The 14,965-nt window shown below is 31.3% G+C and carries 16 protein-coding genes and 1 rRNA gene; 11 read left to right on the top strand and 6 right to left on the bottom strand.

Annotated features, from left to right (window positions below):
- Window positions 1–20 precede the first annotated feature (20 nt).
- The 6 genes from mnmE to rpmH all read right to left on the bottom strand — a co-directional run bounded on the left by mnmE (window position 21) and on the right by rpmH (window position 3,571).
- Window positions 21–1,400, bottom strand: a complete 1,380-nt coding sequence (mnmE, locus tag BLV68_RS09925; RefSeq protein WP_200773747.1) for a tRNA uridine-5-carboxymethylaminomethyl(34) synthesis GTPase MnmE — start codon at window positions 1,398–1,400, stop codon at window positions 21–23.
- Between the two features lie 73 nt (window positions 1,401–1,473).
- Window positions 1,474–2,100: an RNA-binding cell elongation regulator Jag/EloR gene (gene jag, locus BLV68_RS09920; RefSeq protein WP_093753373.1), complete on the bottom strand. Its 627-nt coding sequence runs from the start codon at window positions 2,098–2,100 to the stop codon at window positions 1,474–1,476.
- Between the two features lies 1 nt (window position 2,101).
- Window positions 2,102–2,815 (bottom strand): YidC/Oxa1 family membrane protein insertase, encoded by a 714-nt coding sequence (locus BLV68_RS09915; RefSeq protein ID WP_093753371.1) that lies wholly within the window; start codon window positions 2,813–2,815, stop codon window positions 2,102–2,104.
- Window positions 2,816–2,829: 14 nt separating this feature from the next.
- On the bottom strand, window positions 2,830–3,045 hold the full coding sequence (yidD, locus tag BLV68_RS09910; protein WP_093753369.1) for a membrane protein insertion efficiency factor YidD: 216 nt from the start codon (window positions 3,043–3,045) through the stop codon (window positions 2,830–2,832).
- The gene (rnpA, locus tag BLV68_RS09905; protein WP_093753367.1) at window positions 3,045–3,395 is read right to left on the bottom strand and encodes a ribonuclease P protein component; all 351 of its coding nucleotides are present in this window, start codon (window positions 3,393–3,395) and stop codon (window positions 3,045–3,047) included. Before rnpA ends, yidD begins: the two co-directional genes overlap by 1 nt.
- A gap of 41 nt (window positions 3,396–3,436) precedes the next feature.
- Complete coding sequence (gene rpmH / locus BLV68_RS09900) at window positions 3,437–3,571, bottom strand: 50S ribosomal protein L34 (protein WP_093753365.1); 135 nt, start codon at window positions 3,569–3,571, stop codon at window positions 3,437–3,439.
- Window positions 3,572–4,144: 573 nt separating this feature from the next.
- Between rpmH and dnaA the strand changes: the two genes are divergently transcribed.
- From dnaA to BLV68_RS09845, 11 genes are all read left to right on the top strand, one after another.
- Window positions 4,145–5,479 carry a chromosomal replication initiator protein DnaA gene (gene dnaA, locus BLV68_RS09895; protein ID WP_093753363.1) on the top strand — a complete coding sequence of 445 codons (1,335 nt, stop codon included), beginning with the start codon at window positions 4,145–4,147 and terminating at the stop codon, window positions 5,477–5,479.
- A gap of 234 nt (window positions 5,480–5,713) precedes the next feature.
- Window positions 5,714–6,817: a DNA polymerase III subunit beta gene (gene dnaN, locus BLV68_RS09890; protein WP_093753361.1), complete on the top strand. Its 1,104-nt coding sequence runs from the start codon at window positions 5,714–5,716 to the stop codon at window positions 6,815–6,817.
- A 33-nt stretch (window positions 6,818–6,850) separates the two neighbouring features.
- Window positions 6,851–7,060, top strand: coding sequence for an RNA-binding S4 domain-containing protein (locus BLV68_RS09885; protein WP_093753359.1), 210 nt, complete (start codon window positions 6,851–6,853; stop codon window positions 7,058–7,060).
- Window positions 7,061–7,141: 81 nt separating this feature from the next.
- Complete coding sequence (gene recF / locus BLV68_RS09880; protein ID WP_093753357.1) at window positions 7,142–8,251, top strand: DNA replication/repair protein RecF; 1,110 nt, start codon at window positions 7,142–7,144, stop codon at window positions 8,249–8,251.
- Window positions 8,252–8,256: 5 nt separating this feature from the next.
- Window positions 8,257–8,553 (top strand): hypothetical protein, encoded by a 297-nt coding sequence (locus BLV68_RS09875; protein ID WP_093753355.1) that lies wholly within the window; start codon window positions 8,257–8,259, stop codon window positions 8,551–8,553.
- Between the two features lie 5 nt (window positions 8,554–8,558).
- Entirely contained in the window at window positions 8,559–10,469 is a 1,911-nt protein-coding gene (gyrB, locus tag BLV68_RS09870) for a DNA topoisomerase (ATP-hydrolyzing) subunit B (protein WP_093753353.1), read from the top strand.
- 12 nt (window positions 10,470–10,481) lie between these two features.
- On the top strand, window positions 10,482–12,911 hold the full coding sequence (gyrA, locus tag BLV68_RS09865; protein WP_093753351.1) for a DNA gyrase subunit A: 2,430 nt from the start codon (window positions 10,482–10,484) through the stop codon (window positions 12,909–12,911).
- A 138-nt stretch (window positions 12,912–13,049) separates the two neighbouring features.
- Window positions 13,050–13,367, top strand: a complete 318-nt coding sequence (locus BLV68_RS09860) for an STAS domain-containing protein (RefSeq protein WP_093753349.1) — start codon at window positions 13,050–13,052, stop codon at window positions 13,365–13,367.
- Window positions 13,368–13,371: 4 nt separating this feature from the next.
- Window positions 13,372–13,740: an ATP-binding protein gene (locus tag BLV68_RS09855; protein WP_093753347.1), complete on the top strand. Its 369-nt coding sequence runs from the start codon at window positions 13,372–13,374 to the stop codon at window positions 13,738–13,740.
- Window positions 13,737–14,528, top strand: a complete 792-nt coding sequence (locus BLV68_RS09850) for a SigB/SigF/SigG family RNA polymerase sigma factor (RefSeq protein WP_093753345.1) — start codon at window positions 13,737–13,739, stop codon at window positions 14,526–14,528. The genes BLV68_RS09855 and BLV68_RS09850 overlap by 4 nt, the downstream gene beginning before the upstream one ends.
- A 199-nt stretch (window positions 14,529–14,727) precedes the next feature.
- A 16S ribosomal RNA gene (locus BLV68_RS09845) occupies window positions 14,728–14,965 on the top strand; the annotation flags it as partial.

Here is a 14,965-nt window from a genome sequence, read left to right as displayed (position 1 = left end):
CCTTTGCACCTCGCTAAAAACTATTTACCTATACAAAATTCAGAAAATATTTTATCCAATATATCCTCACCAACGGTATCACCAGAAATTTCACCTAAATTCTTCCAACAATTCTTTATATCTACTTCTATACAATCTAAAGGCATATTTGATGTAATACCATTTATTCCTTCTTCTATATTCTTTTTAGCCTTTATGAGCTGATTTTTATGCCTCAAATTGGTAATTAAAATATCGCTTTCTACCAGCAAATTCCCACTATAAAACATTTTTTTTATAGCGTTTTCCAGTCTATCTATTCCTATTCCAGATATTATAGAAGTTACTATAATCTCCTTATCAGGGATTAGTTCCTTAAGGAGATTTTCATCATATTTGTTTGGCAAATCCGTTTTATTTAGCAATACTATAGACTTTCTATTTTTTACAATATCAATAATCTGATAGTCTTCTTCCGTCAATTCATTTGATGCATCAAAGACAGCTATGATTAAATCAGCCTTATCTACCATTTCCTTTGCCCTATCTACTCCTATTTTCTCCACTATATCATCAGTAGTGCGGATTCCAGCAGTATCTATAACCTTTAATGGAATGCCATCTATATTTACATATTCTTCTATTATATCCCTAGTAGTACCGGGAATATTAGTCACAATCGCCCTATTCTCTCTTAATATGGCATTTAATAACGAGGATTTCCCCACATTTGGCTTTCCAAGTATTACTGCATTCAAACCATCTCGAAGAATCTTACCTCTATCTGCTGTTTGAAGAAGTTTGCCTATTTTCTCATAAACTATTCTCCCTTTTTCCTCTAATTCTTCATAGGTAATCTCTTCTATATCTTCCTCTGGAAAATCTATGGAGGCCTCTATATGAGCTATCATTTCCAATAGTATATTTCTTATTTCCTCAATTTTTTTTGATAAATTCCCTTCCAATTGATCTAATGACACTTTATATGACTTATCTGTTTTAGCTCTAATTAGATCAATAACCGCTTCTGACTGGGCCAAATCCAATCTACCATTTAAGAATGCCCTTTTTGTAAATTCTCCAGGCTCTGCTAGCCTAGAACCATATTCTAAAACTAAATCTAAAATTCTCCTAACTGGAATAATACCACCATGACAATATATTTCTACCATATTTTCTCTAGTATAAGTATATGGCTCTTTCATGAAGGCAATCAAAACTTCATCTATAATCTCACTATTTTTAGGGTCTATAATATGACCATAAACTAATCGCCTATTATAGCTTTCAGTTAATTTTTCAATCTTTTTCCCTTTAAATAGCTTATTTGCTATATCTAAAGACTCTTTTCCACTCATCCTCACTATTCCAATTCCAGCTTCACCAATAGCAGTTGAAATAGCTGCAATGGTATCAGACATTATTCTCACCAAACCTTTCATAAAACTGAATATTATAACAGAAACCCAGTTTTTCACTGGGTTTCTAAAACTGCTATTTTGCTTGAATTATTACTCTCCTATAAGGTTCTTCTCCTTCGCTATAAGTAGATACTCCACTAACATTTTGTAAAGCAGAATGTATAATTCTCCTTTCATAGGGATTCATAGGTTCTAACTTAATAGGTTTTTTACTAAGCTTAGATTTTTCAGCCATCCTATTAGCTAATTTAATCAATGTTTCTTCTCTTTTCTTTCTATATCCTTTAACATCCAATATCACTTTAATATAATCTTCCCTATTTCTATTAATTGATAAACTCAATAAATACTGTATTGCATCTAAAGTATTTCCTCTTTTACCTATTATGATGCCCATATCAGATGAATTAATATTCATAATTTCTACATTTATAATGTTGTTCTCCCTTTTAGCCATTACCGTTCCTTTAATCCGCATAGATAGTAAAATTTTACTTAAAAAATTCTCAACAATCTCTATTGGGTCATTAACCACCGTTACACGTACTACTGCATCCTTCGCTCCCAACAATCCAAATAAGCCCTTACTTGGTTCTTCCAACACCTCAATCTTCACATCAGACTCACTAAGGTTTAACTCATCCAATGCATTATCAATAGCTTCACGGACAGTTTTTGCTACCTTAACAACGGACCTCATACTATCTTGTCTCCTCCTTAATTTTACCCAAAGACCTATTAATCACCAACTGTTGAACTATCTGAAATAAGTTTCCTACAACCCAATACAAACTAATACCCGATGGGAAGGATCTAGCAGCCCAAAAAATCATTATAGGTAAAAAAATATTCATCATCCTTTGAGTAGATTCAGTTTGAGGATTAGATTCAATATTGGTGGACATAAGTTTACTTTGCAAAAAGGTAGTTAATGCAGCAAAAAGTGGCAATCCCCAAATATAAGGATCTGGCTGTTCTAAATTTGGAATCCATAAAAAACCCTTATTAATGGCATTATAAACATTTATATCCTTAAAAACAAATCTAACTGGATCTCGTAAAACGTTAAAGAAGGCCAAAATAATAGGAAATTGAATTAATAATATTAAACAACCAGAAGCTGGATTGTAATTGTTTTCCTTATATAGTTGCATCAACTTTGCTTGTTGGGTCTGTGGGTCATTTTTATATTTTCTTTGTATTTCCTGAATCTTTGGTTGTAATTCATTCATTATTTTCGTAGATCTGCTTTGCTGTAAACTTATAGGTAAAAGCAATAATCTAAATAAAATAGTAGTCAATATAATCGATATACCATAATATGAAAAAAAATCAGATTCAGTACCTATACTAGAAACAAAATCGAAAACAAACTTCAATAAACCTCCTAATATATTTCCAAAAAAAGACGTCATCTATTAACCCCCATTCATTTCAGCGGATCATATCCTCCCTTATTAAATGGATTACATCTTAAAATTCTCATTATACTTAAATAAGTCCCCTTAATAAAACCATATTTCTTATAAGCCATAAGGGAATACTCAGAGCAAGTTGGATAAAATCTGCAATGCCTTCCTACCAAGATGTATCTTGAAATAAATCTTTGATAAAACTTTATTAATAAAATAGCCATTTTAGCCATCATTTGTCACCAAATTCTTTGAAGAGACCCGATACCTTTAATATATGATAAACTGACTCTTCTAAAATATTAAACTCTAAGTCTATTACACTCTTCTTAGGTATTAATATTATATCATATCCATTTTCGATATTATAGAGACTCTTCCTAACTATTTCCTTCAATCTCCTTTTAACCTTATTACGAACGACACTATTACCTATCTTTTTAGAAACGGAAAAACCAAACCTAGAATAATCTAACCCATTCTTTAAAACATACAAAACTAAATTCCGATTCCCATAACTTTTCCCATTCTTATAAACTCTTAGAAAATCTACATTTTTTCTCAACTTATTCTTCTTATCCATTAAAATACTCCTTGTAGAAAAAGGCCACTATTCCTGCGGCCTTAAGCTGTCAATCTTACTCTGCCCTTCCTTCTCCTATTTCGAATTACATTTCGTCCGGACTTGGTTTTCATTCTTTTCCTAAAACCATGTTCCTTACTTCTTTGTCTTCTCTTCGGTTGATAAGTTCTTTTCATCTATTACACCCCCTCTACTGAAATCCAAAGAAATGGTCAACATTGTATATAAAACATAAATACTAATATTGATTATATTTATATAGATGCTTTATGTCAAGAAATTTAAGCTATTCATATCCACAACTAATAATGGATATAACCTCTTATAATTGTGGATAATTTTGTTGATATATTGCATTATTTTTGATATTATTTATTTAGGTGTGGATAAGTTTTTTATTTATTCACATAGTTAAGTTATGCACAAGTTGTGGATAAAATTGTGCATAAGTTTTTATTTTTTATAAAATATTTGTTATAAATATCCCTATTTTACTCTATTTTTATCCACATATCTATTATAATTAAATTTGTGGATAGATAATTTTCTTATTCCTTCAACATATTAATCACACTATATTAATAGCTTATCCACAATTATTATACCAATTTTTTTATAATTTTATTTATTATTATTTTAGATTTTTTTGTGGATAAATATGTTGATATTTATTATAATAATTTTTCTATAGAATGTTATAAAAAGGCCAATGATGGTTATAATTTAGATTTAAATAGGAGGAATCTTAAATGGTTTTAAATTTAGAGAATATCTGGAATGAAGTCCTCGACTTGATAAAAGTAGAACTTACAGAAGTAAGCTTCAATACTTGGCTTAAAACTATAAAACCTATTACTATTACAGACGATAGAGTTATTCTTGCCGCTCCAAATGAATTTACAAAAGGCATCTTAGAATCCAGATACATTAATCTAATTAAAAATGCAATTATCCAAATAACTGATAAGGAATATATAATTCAGTTTATAATTCCAGGGGAAGAATTAAATATAAATGTTGGACAATCTGTTAATGATAACGCCAGTGAACTAAATCAAAGATCCCAATTAAACCCAAAATATACATTTGATACATTCGTTATAGGAAATAGTAATAGATTCGCTCATGCAGCATCTTTAGCGGTAGCAGAAGCACCAGCTCAGGCCTATAACCCTTTATTTATTTACGGAGGAGTAGGTTTAGGAAAAACACATTTGATGCATGCTATAGGCCATTTCATATTAAATCAAAACCCTGATGCCAAAGTTGTATATGTTTCTAGCGAAAAGTTTACGAATGAATTAATTAATTCGATCAGAGACGATAGGAATAACGAATTTAGAAATAAATATAGGAATGTAGATGTATTGTTAATAGACGATATACAATTTATTGCTGGGAAAGAAAGTACCCAAGAAGAGTTTTTCCACACATTTAATGCACTACATGAAGCCAATAAACAGATTATTATATCCAGTGATAGACCTCCTAAGGAAATACCCACTCTTGAGGATAGGTTAAGGTCTAGATTTGAATGGGGCCTAATTTCCGATATTCAACCCCCTGATTTAGAAACTAGAATCGCCATATTAAGGAAAAAAGCCAAAATGGAAAATATAAATATTCCCGATGATGTAATGTTATATATTGCATCTAAGATCCAATCTAATATTAGAGAGTTAGAAGGAGCCTTGATAAGAATAGTAGCTTACTCTTCCTTAACTAATAAGGAGATTACAGTAGAATTGGCTGAAGAAGCACTAAAAGATATTATATCTAATAATAAACCAAGAAAAATTACAGTGGAATTGATCAAAAACATAGTAGCAAAGGAATTTGATATAAAGGTAGAAGATTTTGATTCAAAAAAGAGGACAAAAGCTATAGCTTATCCACGGCAAATAGCCATGTATTTAACGAGAGAATTAACAGACCTATCACTACCTAAAATAGGAGATGAGTTTGGAGGTAGGGATCATACTACCGTCATACATGCTTACGACAAAATTTCATCAGACCTGGAAAATAATGATGAGCTTAAGAATAGAATAGATAGGTTAATTCAAAATATTAAAGGAGAATAATCAACAGAATTATAAATAAACTTGTTGAACAATTGTTGATAATATATAATTTTTTATAAATCTATTCAGATGTGGATAAATCTTAAACTTATAGTAAATTTATCAACATGTTATTAAATGCTTAAACCTTTTAATATGATATTCTAGATGGAGTTATACACAAATTAACAGGCCCTACTACTATTACTAATATTATATATCCATCTATTTCTATAGCTAAAGGAGGATTATCAATTGAGAATACAAGTTAATCAAAATACATTAGCAAATCATATTAACATAGTTCAAAAAGGAATTTCGAGCAGGACTACCATGCAAATATTAGATGGAATTTTATTAAATACCATCAATGGAAAATTGAAATTAACTGCTACTGACTTAGAAATAAGAATAGAGAGCAATATTGAATGTAATATAATGGAAGAAGGAGCGATTGTTGTTAATTCAAGGATTTTTGGTGATATAATTAAAAAGCTGCCTAATTCAACTATCAACATTACAGTAAAAGATAACAACATTAACATAGTTTGCGAAAACTCAGAATTCAATATTCTAGGCAGTCCGGCTTATGAATATCCAGAACTACCTGCTATAATCAATCAAAGTTCATTTAATATACCCAAAGACTTATTAAAATCTGCAATAAAGCAAACAGTCTTTGCAACAACTCAAGATGAAACTAGACCGATTCTGACTGGAGTGTTATTAGAAATTTCTGAAGGTATAGCTTCATTTGTGGCATTGGATGGCTATAGATTAGCTTTAAGGAGCATACCTATAAATGATAATATTAATACTAAGATTGTAATACCTGGAAGAGTTTTAAATGAATTAAACAAAATACTTGATGATGAAGATGAATTAACCATAACTACTGCGCCAGGTCATATAATATTCAATATGGGAGATACAATAGTTTCATCCAGGTTATTAGAAGGCCAGTTCTTAAATTATAGGGATATTATCAGAAAGGATCATAAAACAAGTATAGTAGTAAATAGGAAGGAGCTTCAAGATAGCCTTGAAAGAGCCTCATTATTGGCCAAAGAAGAGAAAGCCAATTTAGTTAAATTAAATATAGTAGATAATAAAGTTATAATAAAATCTAACTCAGAGATAGGAAATGTTCATGAAGAAATAAATTCTGTACAAAATGGAGATAATATCAATATTGCTTTTAACTCTAAATACATAATCGATGGTATAAAGGCAATAGATTCTGAAGAAATAGAGCTTCATTTTGTGGATAGATTAAATCCATGTATAATGAATCCTGTTGGAGATGAAAACTATATCTATTTAGTATTGCCTGTAAGATTGGCACAAGATGATTATTAATTCAACTGTTTAAATCCATAAAAGGTGGTAAATATGAGAAAAATTGAGATTAATACGGAATTCATAAAATTAGATCAATTGATTAAATTTGCTGGTATTACTCAAACAGGTGGAGAAAGTAAAAACATAATAAAAGATGGAAGGGTATTTGTTAACGGTGAAATTGTGAAGGAAAGAGGGAAAAAAATTAAGAAAGGGGATATTGTAGAAATAGACGGCATAGAAAAGTTAATTGTGGTATAATTATATTTGGTATTAGATAAAGCCTCAACCTGTATGGTTGAGGATTTATCACTTATAAAAGTATTTTAAGGGGTGCTATTTTTGAATATAGACAGCATTCGTCTAATAAATTTTAGGAATTATTACGATATAAATTTGGAATTAAATAAAAACATAAATATATTTGTAGGTAAAAATGCCCAGGGAAAAACGAATTTGCTAGAAGCCATCTATTTATGTGGCCAAGGTAAATCTTTTAGAACCAATAGGGATAGGGATTTGATTAACATCAATAAAAATGAAGCCTATATAGGTGCTAAAATAAAACTAGATGGTATAGAGAGATTAGTAGAGATTAAGCTAGAAAAAGACAGGCCTAAAAGGATTAAGATAAATAAGATTGAACTAAAAAATATTAAGGAATTGCATAGTGGTTTGAATGTGGTGGTTTTTTCTCCAGATGATTTAAAGCTAGTTAAGGAAGGTCCAGCAGAGCGGAGAAATTTTTTGGACAACATCCTTTCCCAAATAAAACCCGTTTATAAGTATAATATAAGCAAGTATTATAAGATATTGTTTCAAAGGAATAATTTGCTTAAGACCAATAAATATAAACCTAATTATAAAAATTTACTAGAGATTTTTGATGTCCAATTAATTAAAATTGGTAAAGAAATAATCCTTTCTAGAGCTGAATTTATTGAAAAATTTACACCAATTGTAGAGAATTATCATAGGAAATTGACTACTGGGAAAGAAGAACTTAGATTACAATATGTTTCCAATGTTAATTTTCCTGATAAAGATACAATTGAAAAATACTTTTTAGAACAGTTAAATGAAAATTTAGAAAGGGATTTTATTACTGGAAATACTTCAGTAGGCCCTCATAGAGATGATATTCAGCTTCAAATAGACGGTTTAAATGCTAGAACTTTTGCTTCGCAAGGTCAACAAAGGACTATTGTTTTGTCAATAAAACTATCGGAAGTGGAAATGATAAAAAGGGAGAAAGGTCTTTACCCTATTTTATTGCTAGATGATGTATTTTCAGAATTAGATGAGGATAGAAGAAAGTATTTAACCCATTCTTTTAAGGAAATGCAAACTATAATAACTACTACTCATATATCGGATATGGATAAGATTGGAGAAACCGAAAAATCCCTGTTCTATATAGAGAAGGGGAATATAACAAAGGTAAAGGAGTAGATTTCATGTTTTTACACATTGGCAATAATATAAATGTACCCATTAAAAATATAGTTGCAATATTAAACGAGGATGCACTGGATATATTGAAAGTAAATAGTAAAAGGATATATATGGAGAATGTGAAGAATGAAGGTTCTGTAAAAAACGATAATGTAAAGAATAAAAGGTCTTATATTATCGTATGCCCTAATGATTACAATAGGGGTAAAAAAGATGATAAAGAATGTATTATCTATCTATCTAATATATCGTCTACTACTCTATTGAAAAGATGTGAAGAAAAAACGGATTGGAGGTAAAACTAATGGTCAACGAAAATAATGGAAGAATATATACGGCTGAGGAAATTCAAGTGTTAACGGGATTAGAGCCAGTGAGAAAAAGGCCTGGAATGTATATAGGAAGTACGGGGGAGAGAGGATTACACCAGTTAGTATATGAGGTTGTAGACAACAGTGTTGATGAAGCATTAGCTGGAGTTTGTGATACCATCAAGGTATGGATAGATAAGGATAATTCCATAACAGTTGAGGATAATGGTTCAGGGATTCCTGTAGAAATTCATCCTCAAACTGGGAAGTCAACAGTTGAAACGGTTCTTACCATACTTCATGCTGGTGGTAAGTTCAATAACTCTGCATATAAAGTATCTGGAGGCTTGCATGGGGTAGGAGTTTCGGTAGTAAATGCCTTATCTGAGTGGTTAATAGTAAAGGTAAAAAGAAATGGAAAAGAATATATGCAGAAATTTAAAAGGGGTGTACCTGTAACTGAATTAGAAATAATAGGAGAAGCTGATAGTACAGGAACCACCATTAGCTTTAAACCCGATAAGGAAATATTTGATGTTGTAGAATTTGATTATAAAACTTTAGAATTTAGGTTCAGAGAAATGGCCTTTTTGAATAAAGGCATATTAATCATATTAGAAGATAGAAGAACTAACACCAAGAATAAATTCCACTATGAGGGTGGTATTAAATCCTTTGTTGAATACATGAATAAAAACAAAAATCCAATTCATAAAGATATAATCTATTTTGAGGGTGAGAAGGATAATACGGTGGTAGAATTATCCATGCAGTACACTGATTCTTATTCAGAAAATATATATACATTTGCTAATAATATAAATACCCAAGAAGGTGGAACTCATTTAAGCGGTTTTAGAACTGCTTTAACAAGGGCTATAAATGATTATGGTAGAAAGTATAATTATTTGAAAGAAAAGGATGAAAACCTGCAAGGTGAAGATGTAAGGGAAGGATTAACGGCAATACTGTCTGTTAAATTGTTTGAACCTCAATTTGAAGGACAAACTAAAACAAAGTTAGGAAATAATGAAGTTAGGGGAATTGTTGAATCATTAGTCTACGATTACCTTACAACGTATCTTGAAGAAAATCCTAAATCTGGTAAAGTCATATTAGAAAAGGCCATAAATGCTGCTAGAGCAAGGGAAGCTGCTAGGAAAGCTAGGGAAATTTCAAGGAAAAGGAGTATATTGGATAGCATTACTTTGCCAGGGAAATTAGCCGATTGCCAAGAAGATAATGTAGAATTAACAGAGGTTTTCATAGTGGAAGGGGATTCAGCTGGAGGAAGTGCTAAACAAGGAAGGGATAGAAAATATCAAGCAGTTCTTCCATTAAGAGGAAAGATTATGAATGTGGAAAAAGCAAGGATAGATAAAATGTTGGAATCAGAAGAAATCAAGGCAATGATTGCAGCTTTTGGAACTGGCATTGGTAATGAGTTTGATGTTGAAAAGTTGAGATATGGAAAGATCATAATCATGACGGACGCAGATGTGGATGGTTCTCATATTAGGACTTTGTTGCTGACATTCTTCTACAGGTATATGAGAAAGCTTTTAGAAAATGGCAACATCTATATTGCTCAACCGCCTTTGTATAAGGTTACAAAGGGAAAAACAGAACATTATGTTTATAGTGATAAAGAGTTAGATGAATTGCTTGAAAAAATAGGAAGAAGCAATTATACAATACAGAGGTATAAAGGTCTTGGAGAAATGAACCCAGAACAACTATGGGAAACTACAATGGACCCAGAAAAAAGGATATTATTAAAAGTTTCCATTGAGGATGCTATGGCTGCAGATGAAATATTTACAACTTTAATGGGAGATAGGGTAAGGCCCAGAAGGGAATTTATAAGAAAGAATGCAAAAATGGTTAAGAATTTGGATATATAGAGGAGGTATATGATGGACAGAGATAAGGAAAATATTATAGAAATAAATATAGAAGATGAAATGAGAAGCTCCTACCTAGATTATGCTATGTCCGTAATAGTCAGTAGAGCTCTTCCAGATGTTAGAGATGGTTTAAAGCCAGTCCATAGAAGGATACTCTATGCAATGAATGAACTGGGCATGACTCCAGATAAACCCTATAGAAAGTCAGCAAGAATAGTAGGGGATGTACTAGGTAAATACCATCCTCATGGAGATTCATCGGTATATTTTGCAATGGTAAGGCTTGCACAGGATTTTAATACTAGATATCCATTGGTAGATGGGCATGGAAACTTTGGATCTATAGATGGAGATAGTCCCGCAGCTATGCGTTATACAGAGGCTAGAATGACTAAGCTGGCCCTAGAGATGCTGAGGGATATTAATAAAGATACCATCGATTATAGACCAAATTTTGATGAAACTTTAAAGGAACCTACTGTACTACCTAGTAGATTTCCTAACCTGTTAGTAAATGGTTCGTCTGGAATAGCGGTAGGGATGGCAACTAATATTCCTCCTCACAATTTAAGCGAAATTATAGATGGAATTGTTATGCTAATAGATAACCCAGAAGCTGATGTTGAAGATTTAATGAAAGTAATTAAAGGGCCAGATTTCCCTACTGGAGCTGTAATAATGGGAAAAGATGGCATAAAAAATGCTTATAAGATGGGAAGAGGTAAGATTACCATAAGGGCTGTTGCAGAAATAGAGGAAGGCAATAGAGGAAGAGATAGGATAGTGGTAACTGAAATTCCATATCAGGTAAATAAAGCTAAACTAATAGAGAAGATAGCAGAACTGGTAAGGGATAAAAAAATTGAAGGAATTTCAGATTTAAGAGATGAATCGGATAGGGAAGGAATGCGAATAGTAATAGAATTAAAAAGGGATGCAAATCCCAATGTAGTCTTGAACAACCTATACAAGCAAACCCAGCTACAGACTACATTTGGTATAATTATGCTGGCCCTAGTGGATAATGAGCCTAAAATATTAAATTTAAAACAAGCCTTAAACTATTATTTAGACTACCAAAAAGAAATTATAATCAGAAGGACCAAATTTGATTTAAATAAGGCTGAGGAAAGGGCTCATATATTAGAAGGCTTGAAAATAGCATTAGACAATATAGATGAAATTATAGACATCATTAGAAGTTCAAAAGAAGATTCCACTGCTAAGGAAAGACTTATGCAGGCCTTTAGCTTATCTGAAAAACAAGCTCAGGCTATATTGGATATGAGGCTTAGAAGATTAACTGGATTAGAACGTGAAAAACTAGAGGAAGAATATGAATCTTTAATCAAGGAAATTAATAGGCTTAAAGAAATACTAGCAAATGAAAGGTTAATTTACGAGATTATAAAGGAAGAACTATTAAATATAAAGGATAATTATGGTGATGAAAGAAGGACTAGGATTGTACCTAAAGTAGATGAAATAGATATAGAGGATATGATTGAGGAGGAAGATGTAATAATTACATTAACACACCAAGGCTATATAAAAAGGATGCCAGAAGCTACTTATAAAATACAAAGACGAGGCGGAAAGGGTATAACTGGTATAACTACTAAAAATGAGGATTTTGTTGAAAATCTATTCATTACTTCAACCCATGATTCCATTTTATTCTTTACGAACAAGGGTAAGGTCTACTTATTGAAGGCCTATGAAATTCCTGAGGGTAAACGACAGGCTAGGGGTACAGCCATAGTAAACTTACTTAATATGGCTAAAAGTGAAACAATTTCAGCTGTTATACCCATAGAAAAATATAATCCAAATATAAATCTAGTCTTTGTAACTAAGAACGGATACATTAAGAAAACTAAGCTGTCCAATTATAAAAATATAAGAAGAAATGGAATTATTGCAATAAACCTAAGGGAAGACGATGAACTTATTGCAGTTAGGGCAACAGGCGGAAATGACGAGCTTATAGTAGTAACTTCTTTGGGAATGGCTATTAGATTTAATGAAAGTGATGTAAGAGAGATGGGAAGAAATGCTACTGGAGTAATTGCTGTTAAATTAAAGGAAGATGATAAAGTGGTAGCAATGGATATAGTAGAAGAAGGAAAAGATCTATTAGTAGTTAGTGAGTTTGGATTCGGAAAGAGAACTTCCCTAGAAGAATATAGATTGCAAAATAGAGGCGGAACTGGTATAAAAACTTATAATGTTAAAGAAAAAACTGGAAAGTTAGTATCTGCTAAGGTAATAGATTCAAAAGATGAAATAATTATGATTTCCATGTCTGGAATAATAATTAGGTTGATTTCTGAAGATATTTCAAAAATGGGCAGAAATACCCAAGGTGTTACTTTGATGAAAATAGATAGCCAAAAGGATAGAATTGTGGCAGTAGCCAAATATGTTGAAGAAGATTAAAAAAGCACCCTATAATAGGGTACTTTTTTAATCTTCTATTGATTTTTTGAAAAGTTTAAATCCTAGTAATTTACTTTACATTAAACTCTTTTTATTATAAAATGAAATAAATACAAGGTAGATATAGGGGGGTTGAGTATGTCTTTAGATGTAAACATTGGTTTTAATGAAGAAAGAGATATATGGGTGGTTTTGCCGGAAGGGGAAATTGATATATATACATCTCCAAAGTTTAAAAGCAAATTAATGGAGGCTTTAGATGATAGGAAATCGGATATATTGATAGATGGTAAAAAATTAGATTATCTAGACAGTACTGGCTTAGGTACATTGATAAGTATATTGAAAAAAGCAAAGGAAAGCGATAATAAAGTATATTTGAAAAATATAAAGCCTAATATTAGAAAACTATTCGACATAACGGAATTGGATAAGATATTTGAGTTTGAGGAGTGATACTATGAAAAACGATATCTTTAAACTTACCATTCCAAGTAAACCAGATTATATATCTGTTGCCAGATTAACTTCTTCAGCAATTGCAAATAAAATTGGATTTAATATAGATGATATTGAAGATATAAAAGTGTCCATAGCAGAAGCGTGTATTAACTCCTTAAGTAGAAGTGAATGTATAAATATTGAATTTGAAATAAGAGATGACAAATTCATAATGAGAGTGGAAAATGTATCTGCTGATTATCAAGAAGAGGACATAAATAAGGAGATGGAACTTGGAATTTTAATAATTAAATCTTTAATGGATGAAGTTAATTTTTCTGAAAAAGGGGTTGAAATGATAAAATTTATAGAGGATGGTAGTATATGATAATAGATAAAAACATTGAAAGTTGGAATCCAAAAGAAATAAAGAAAATGGATACCAAGACTCTATTTAAAAGATTTAAAGAAACAAAAAATTCAAAGATAAGAGAAGAACTTATAGAAAGACATCTTTATATAGCAGAAATATTATCAAAAAAATATACGAATAGAGGCATAGATTATGATGACATATACCAAGTTGCATCCATTGGCCTTATTTATGCTATAGATAGATATGATGTAGATAAGGGTTTTGAATTTTCTAGCTTTGCAACCCCTACTATTATAGGTGAGATTAAGAAATATTTTAGGGATAAGGGCTGGACTATTAGAGTACCAAGAAGAATACAGGAATTGTCAAAGAAAATTAATAATGCTAAGATGGTTTTGAGTCAGGAATTACAAAGGACTCCAACAGTGGAGGATATAGCAGAATATTTGAATTCCACAGAAGAAGAAATACTAGAAGCTATGGAAGGAAGTAAAGTATATACCCCTCAATCTTTAGATGTTGCTTATGATTCAAACGGAGACGATAAAGATGTTAATTTAGCTGATATCATTGGAGAAGAAGATACTTACTTTAATAGAATAGAGAATAACGATTTCTTAAAAAGAAGTATGGAAAAGCTTAATGAGATGGAGAAGAAAATACTTATAGAAAGATATTTCAATAATAAAACACAGGTGTCCATTGCAAATGAGTTAAACATTTCTCAAATGACTGTATCCAGAGTGGAAAAGAAGATTATAGAAAAGTTTAGAAAGGAAATGAAAAAAACTTTAGGGTGAAAGCAAATATTATGTTGACATAGATCTAATAATGCTGTAAAATTAAATTCCTAAAATAAGTTTAAAAAACTTTTAAAAACTTATTGACAAGAAATAAAAAATTTGTTATAGTATAAAAGTCGGTGTCAAAAACCGACAATGAACCTAGACAACTAAACAGTGTGAAGTACTTTGAGTAAAAGAGAGTCAAGGAAACTTTTCAAATGAGAGTTTGATCCTGGCTCAGGACGAACGCTGGCGGCGTGCCTAACACATGCAAGTCGAGCGAGGGATTTATGACGGATTCCTTCGGGATGAAGACATAAATCACCTAGCGGCGGACGGGTGAGTAACGCGTGAGGAACCTACCTCCTACAAGGGGATAGCCTCGGGAAACTGGGATTAATACCCTATGACACTTAAGGATCGCATGATCTTTAGGTTAAAGCGATATAGCG

This window comes from Tepidimicrobium xylanilyticum, assembly GCF_900106765.1.
GTDB classification, from domain to species: domain Bacteria; phylum Bacillota; class Clostridia; order Tissierellales; family Tepidimicrobiaceae; genus Tepidimicrobium; species Tepidimicrobium xylanilyticum.
The sequence above is the reverse complement of the archived record's forward strand: the minus strand, read 5'-3'. Positions and strand labels throughout refer to the sequence as shown.

Coding starts and splice junctions, on each gene's coding strand:
- jag (WP_093753373.1), bottom strand. CDS start 2,100: ATGAGGTCCGTTGTTAAGGTAGCAAAAACTGTCCGTGAAGCTATTGAT.
- BLV68_RS09885 (WP_093753359.1), top strand. CDS start 6,851: ATGAGAAAAATTGAGATTAATACGGAATTCATAAAATTAGATCAATTG.
- rpmH (WP_093753365.1), bottom strand. CDS start 3,571: ATGAAAAGAACTTATCAACCGAAGAGAAGACAAAGAAGTAAGGAACAT.
- rnpA (WP_093753367.1), bottom strand. CDS start 3,395: ATGGATAAGAAGAATAAGTTGAGAAAAAATGTAGATTTTCTAAGAGTT.
- gyrA (WP_093753351.1), top strand. CDS start 10,482: ATGGACAGAGATAAGGAAAATATTATAGAAATAAATATAGAAGATGAA.
- BLV68_RS09850 (WP_093753345.1), top strand. CDS start 13,737: ATGATAATAGATAAAAACATTGAAAGTTGGAATCCAAAAGAAATAAAG.
- gyrB (WP_093753353.1), top strand. CDS start 8,559: ATGGTCAACGAAAATAATGGAAGAATATATACGGCTGAGGAAATTCAA.
- BLV68_RS09855 (WP_093753347.1), top strand. CDS start 13,372: ATGAAAAACGATATCTTTAAACTTACCATTCCAAGTAAACCAGATTAT.
- dnaA (WP_093753363.1), top strand. CDS start 4,145: ATGGTTTTAAATTTAGAGAATATCTGGAATGAAGTCCTCGACTTGATA.
- yidD (WP_093753369.1), bottom strand. CDS start 3,045: ATGGCTAAAATGGCTATTTTATTAATAAAGTTTTATCAAAGATTTATT.
- BLV68_RS09915 (WP_093753371.1), bottom strand. CDS start 2,815: ATGACGTCTTTTTTTGGAAATATATTAGGAGGTTTATTGAAGTTTGTT.
- BLV68_RS09860 (WP_093753349.1), top strand. CDS start 13,050: ATGTCTTTAGATGTAAACATTGGTTTTAATGAAGAAAGAGATATATGG.
- BLV68_RS09875 (WP_093753355.1), top strand. CDS start 8,257: ATGTTTTTACACATTGGCAATAATATAAATGTACCCATTAAAAATATA.
- mnmE (WP_200773747.1), bottom strand. CDS start 1,400: ATGTCTGATACCATTGCAGCTATTTCAACTGCTATTGGTGAAGCTGGA.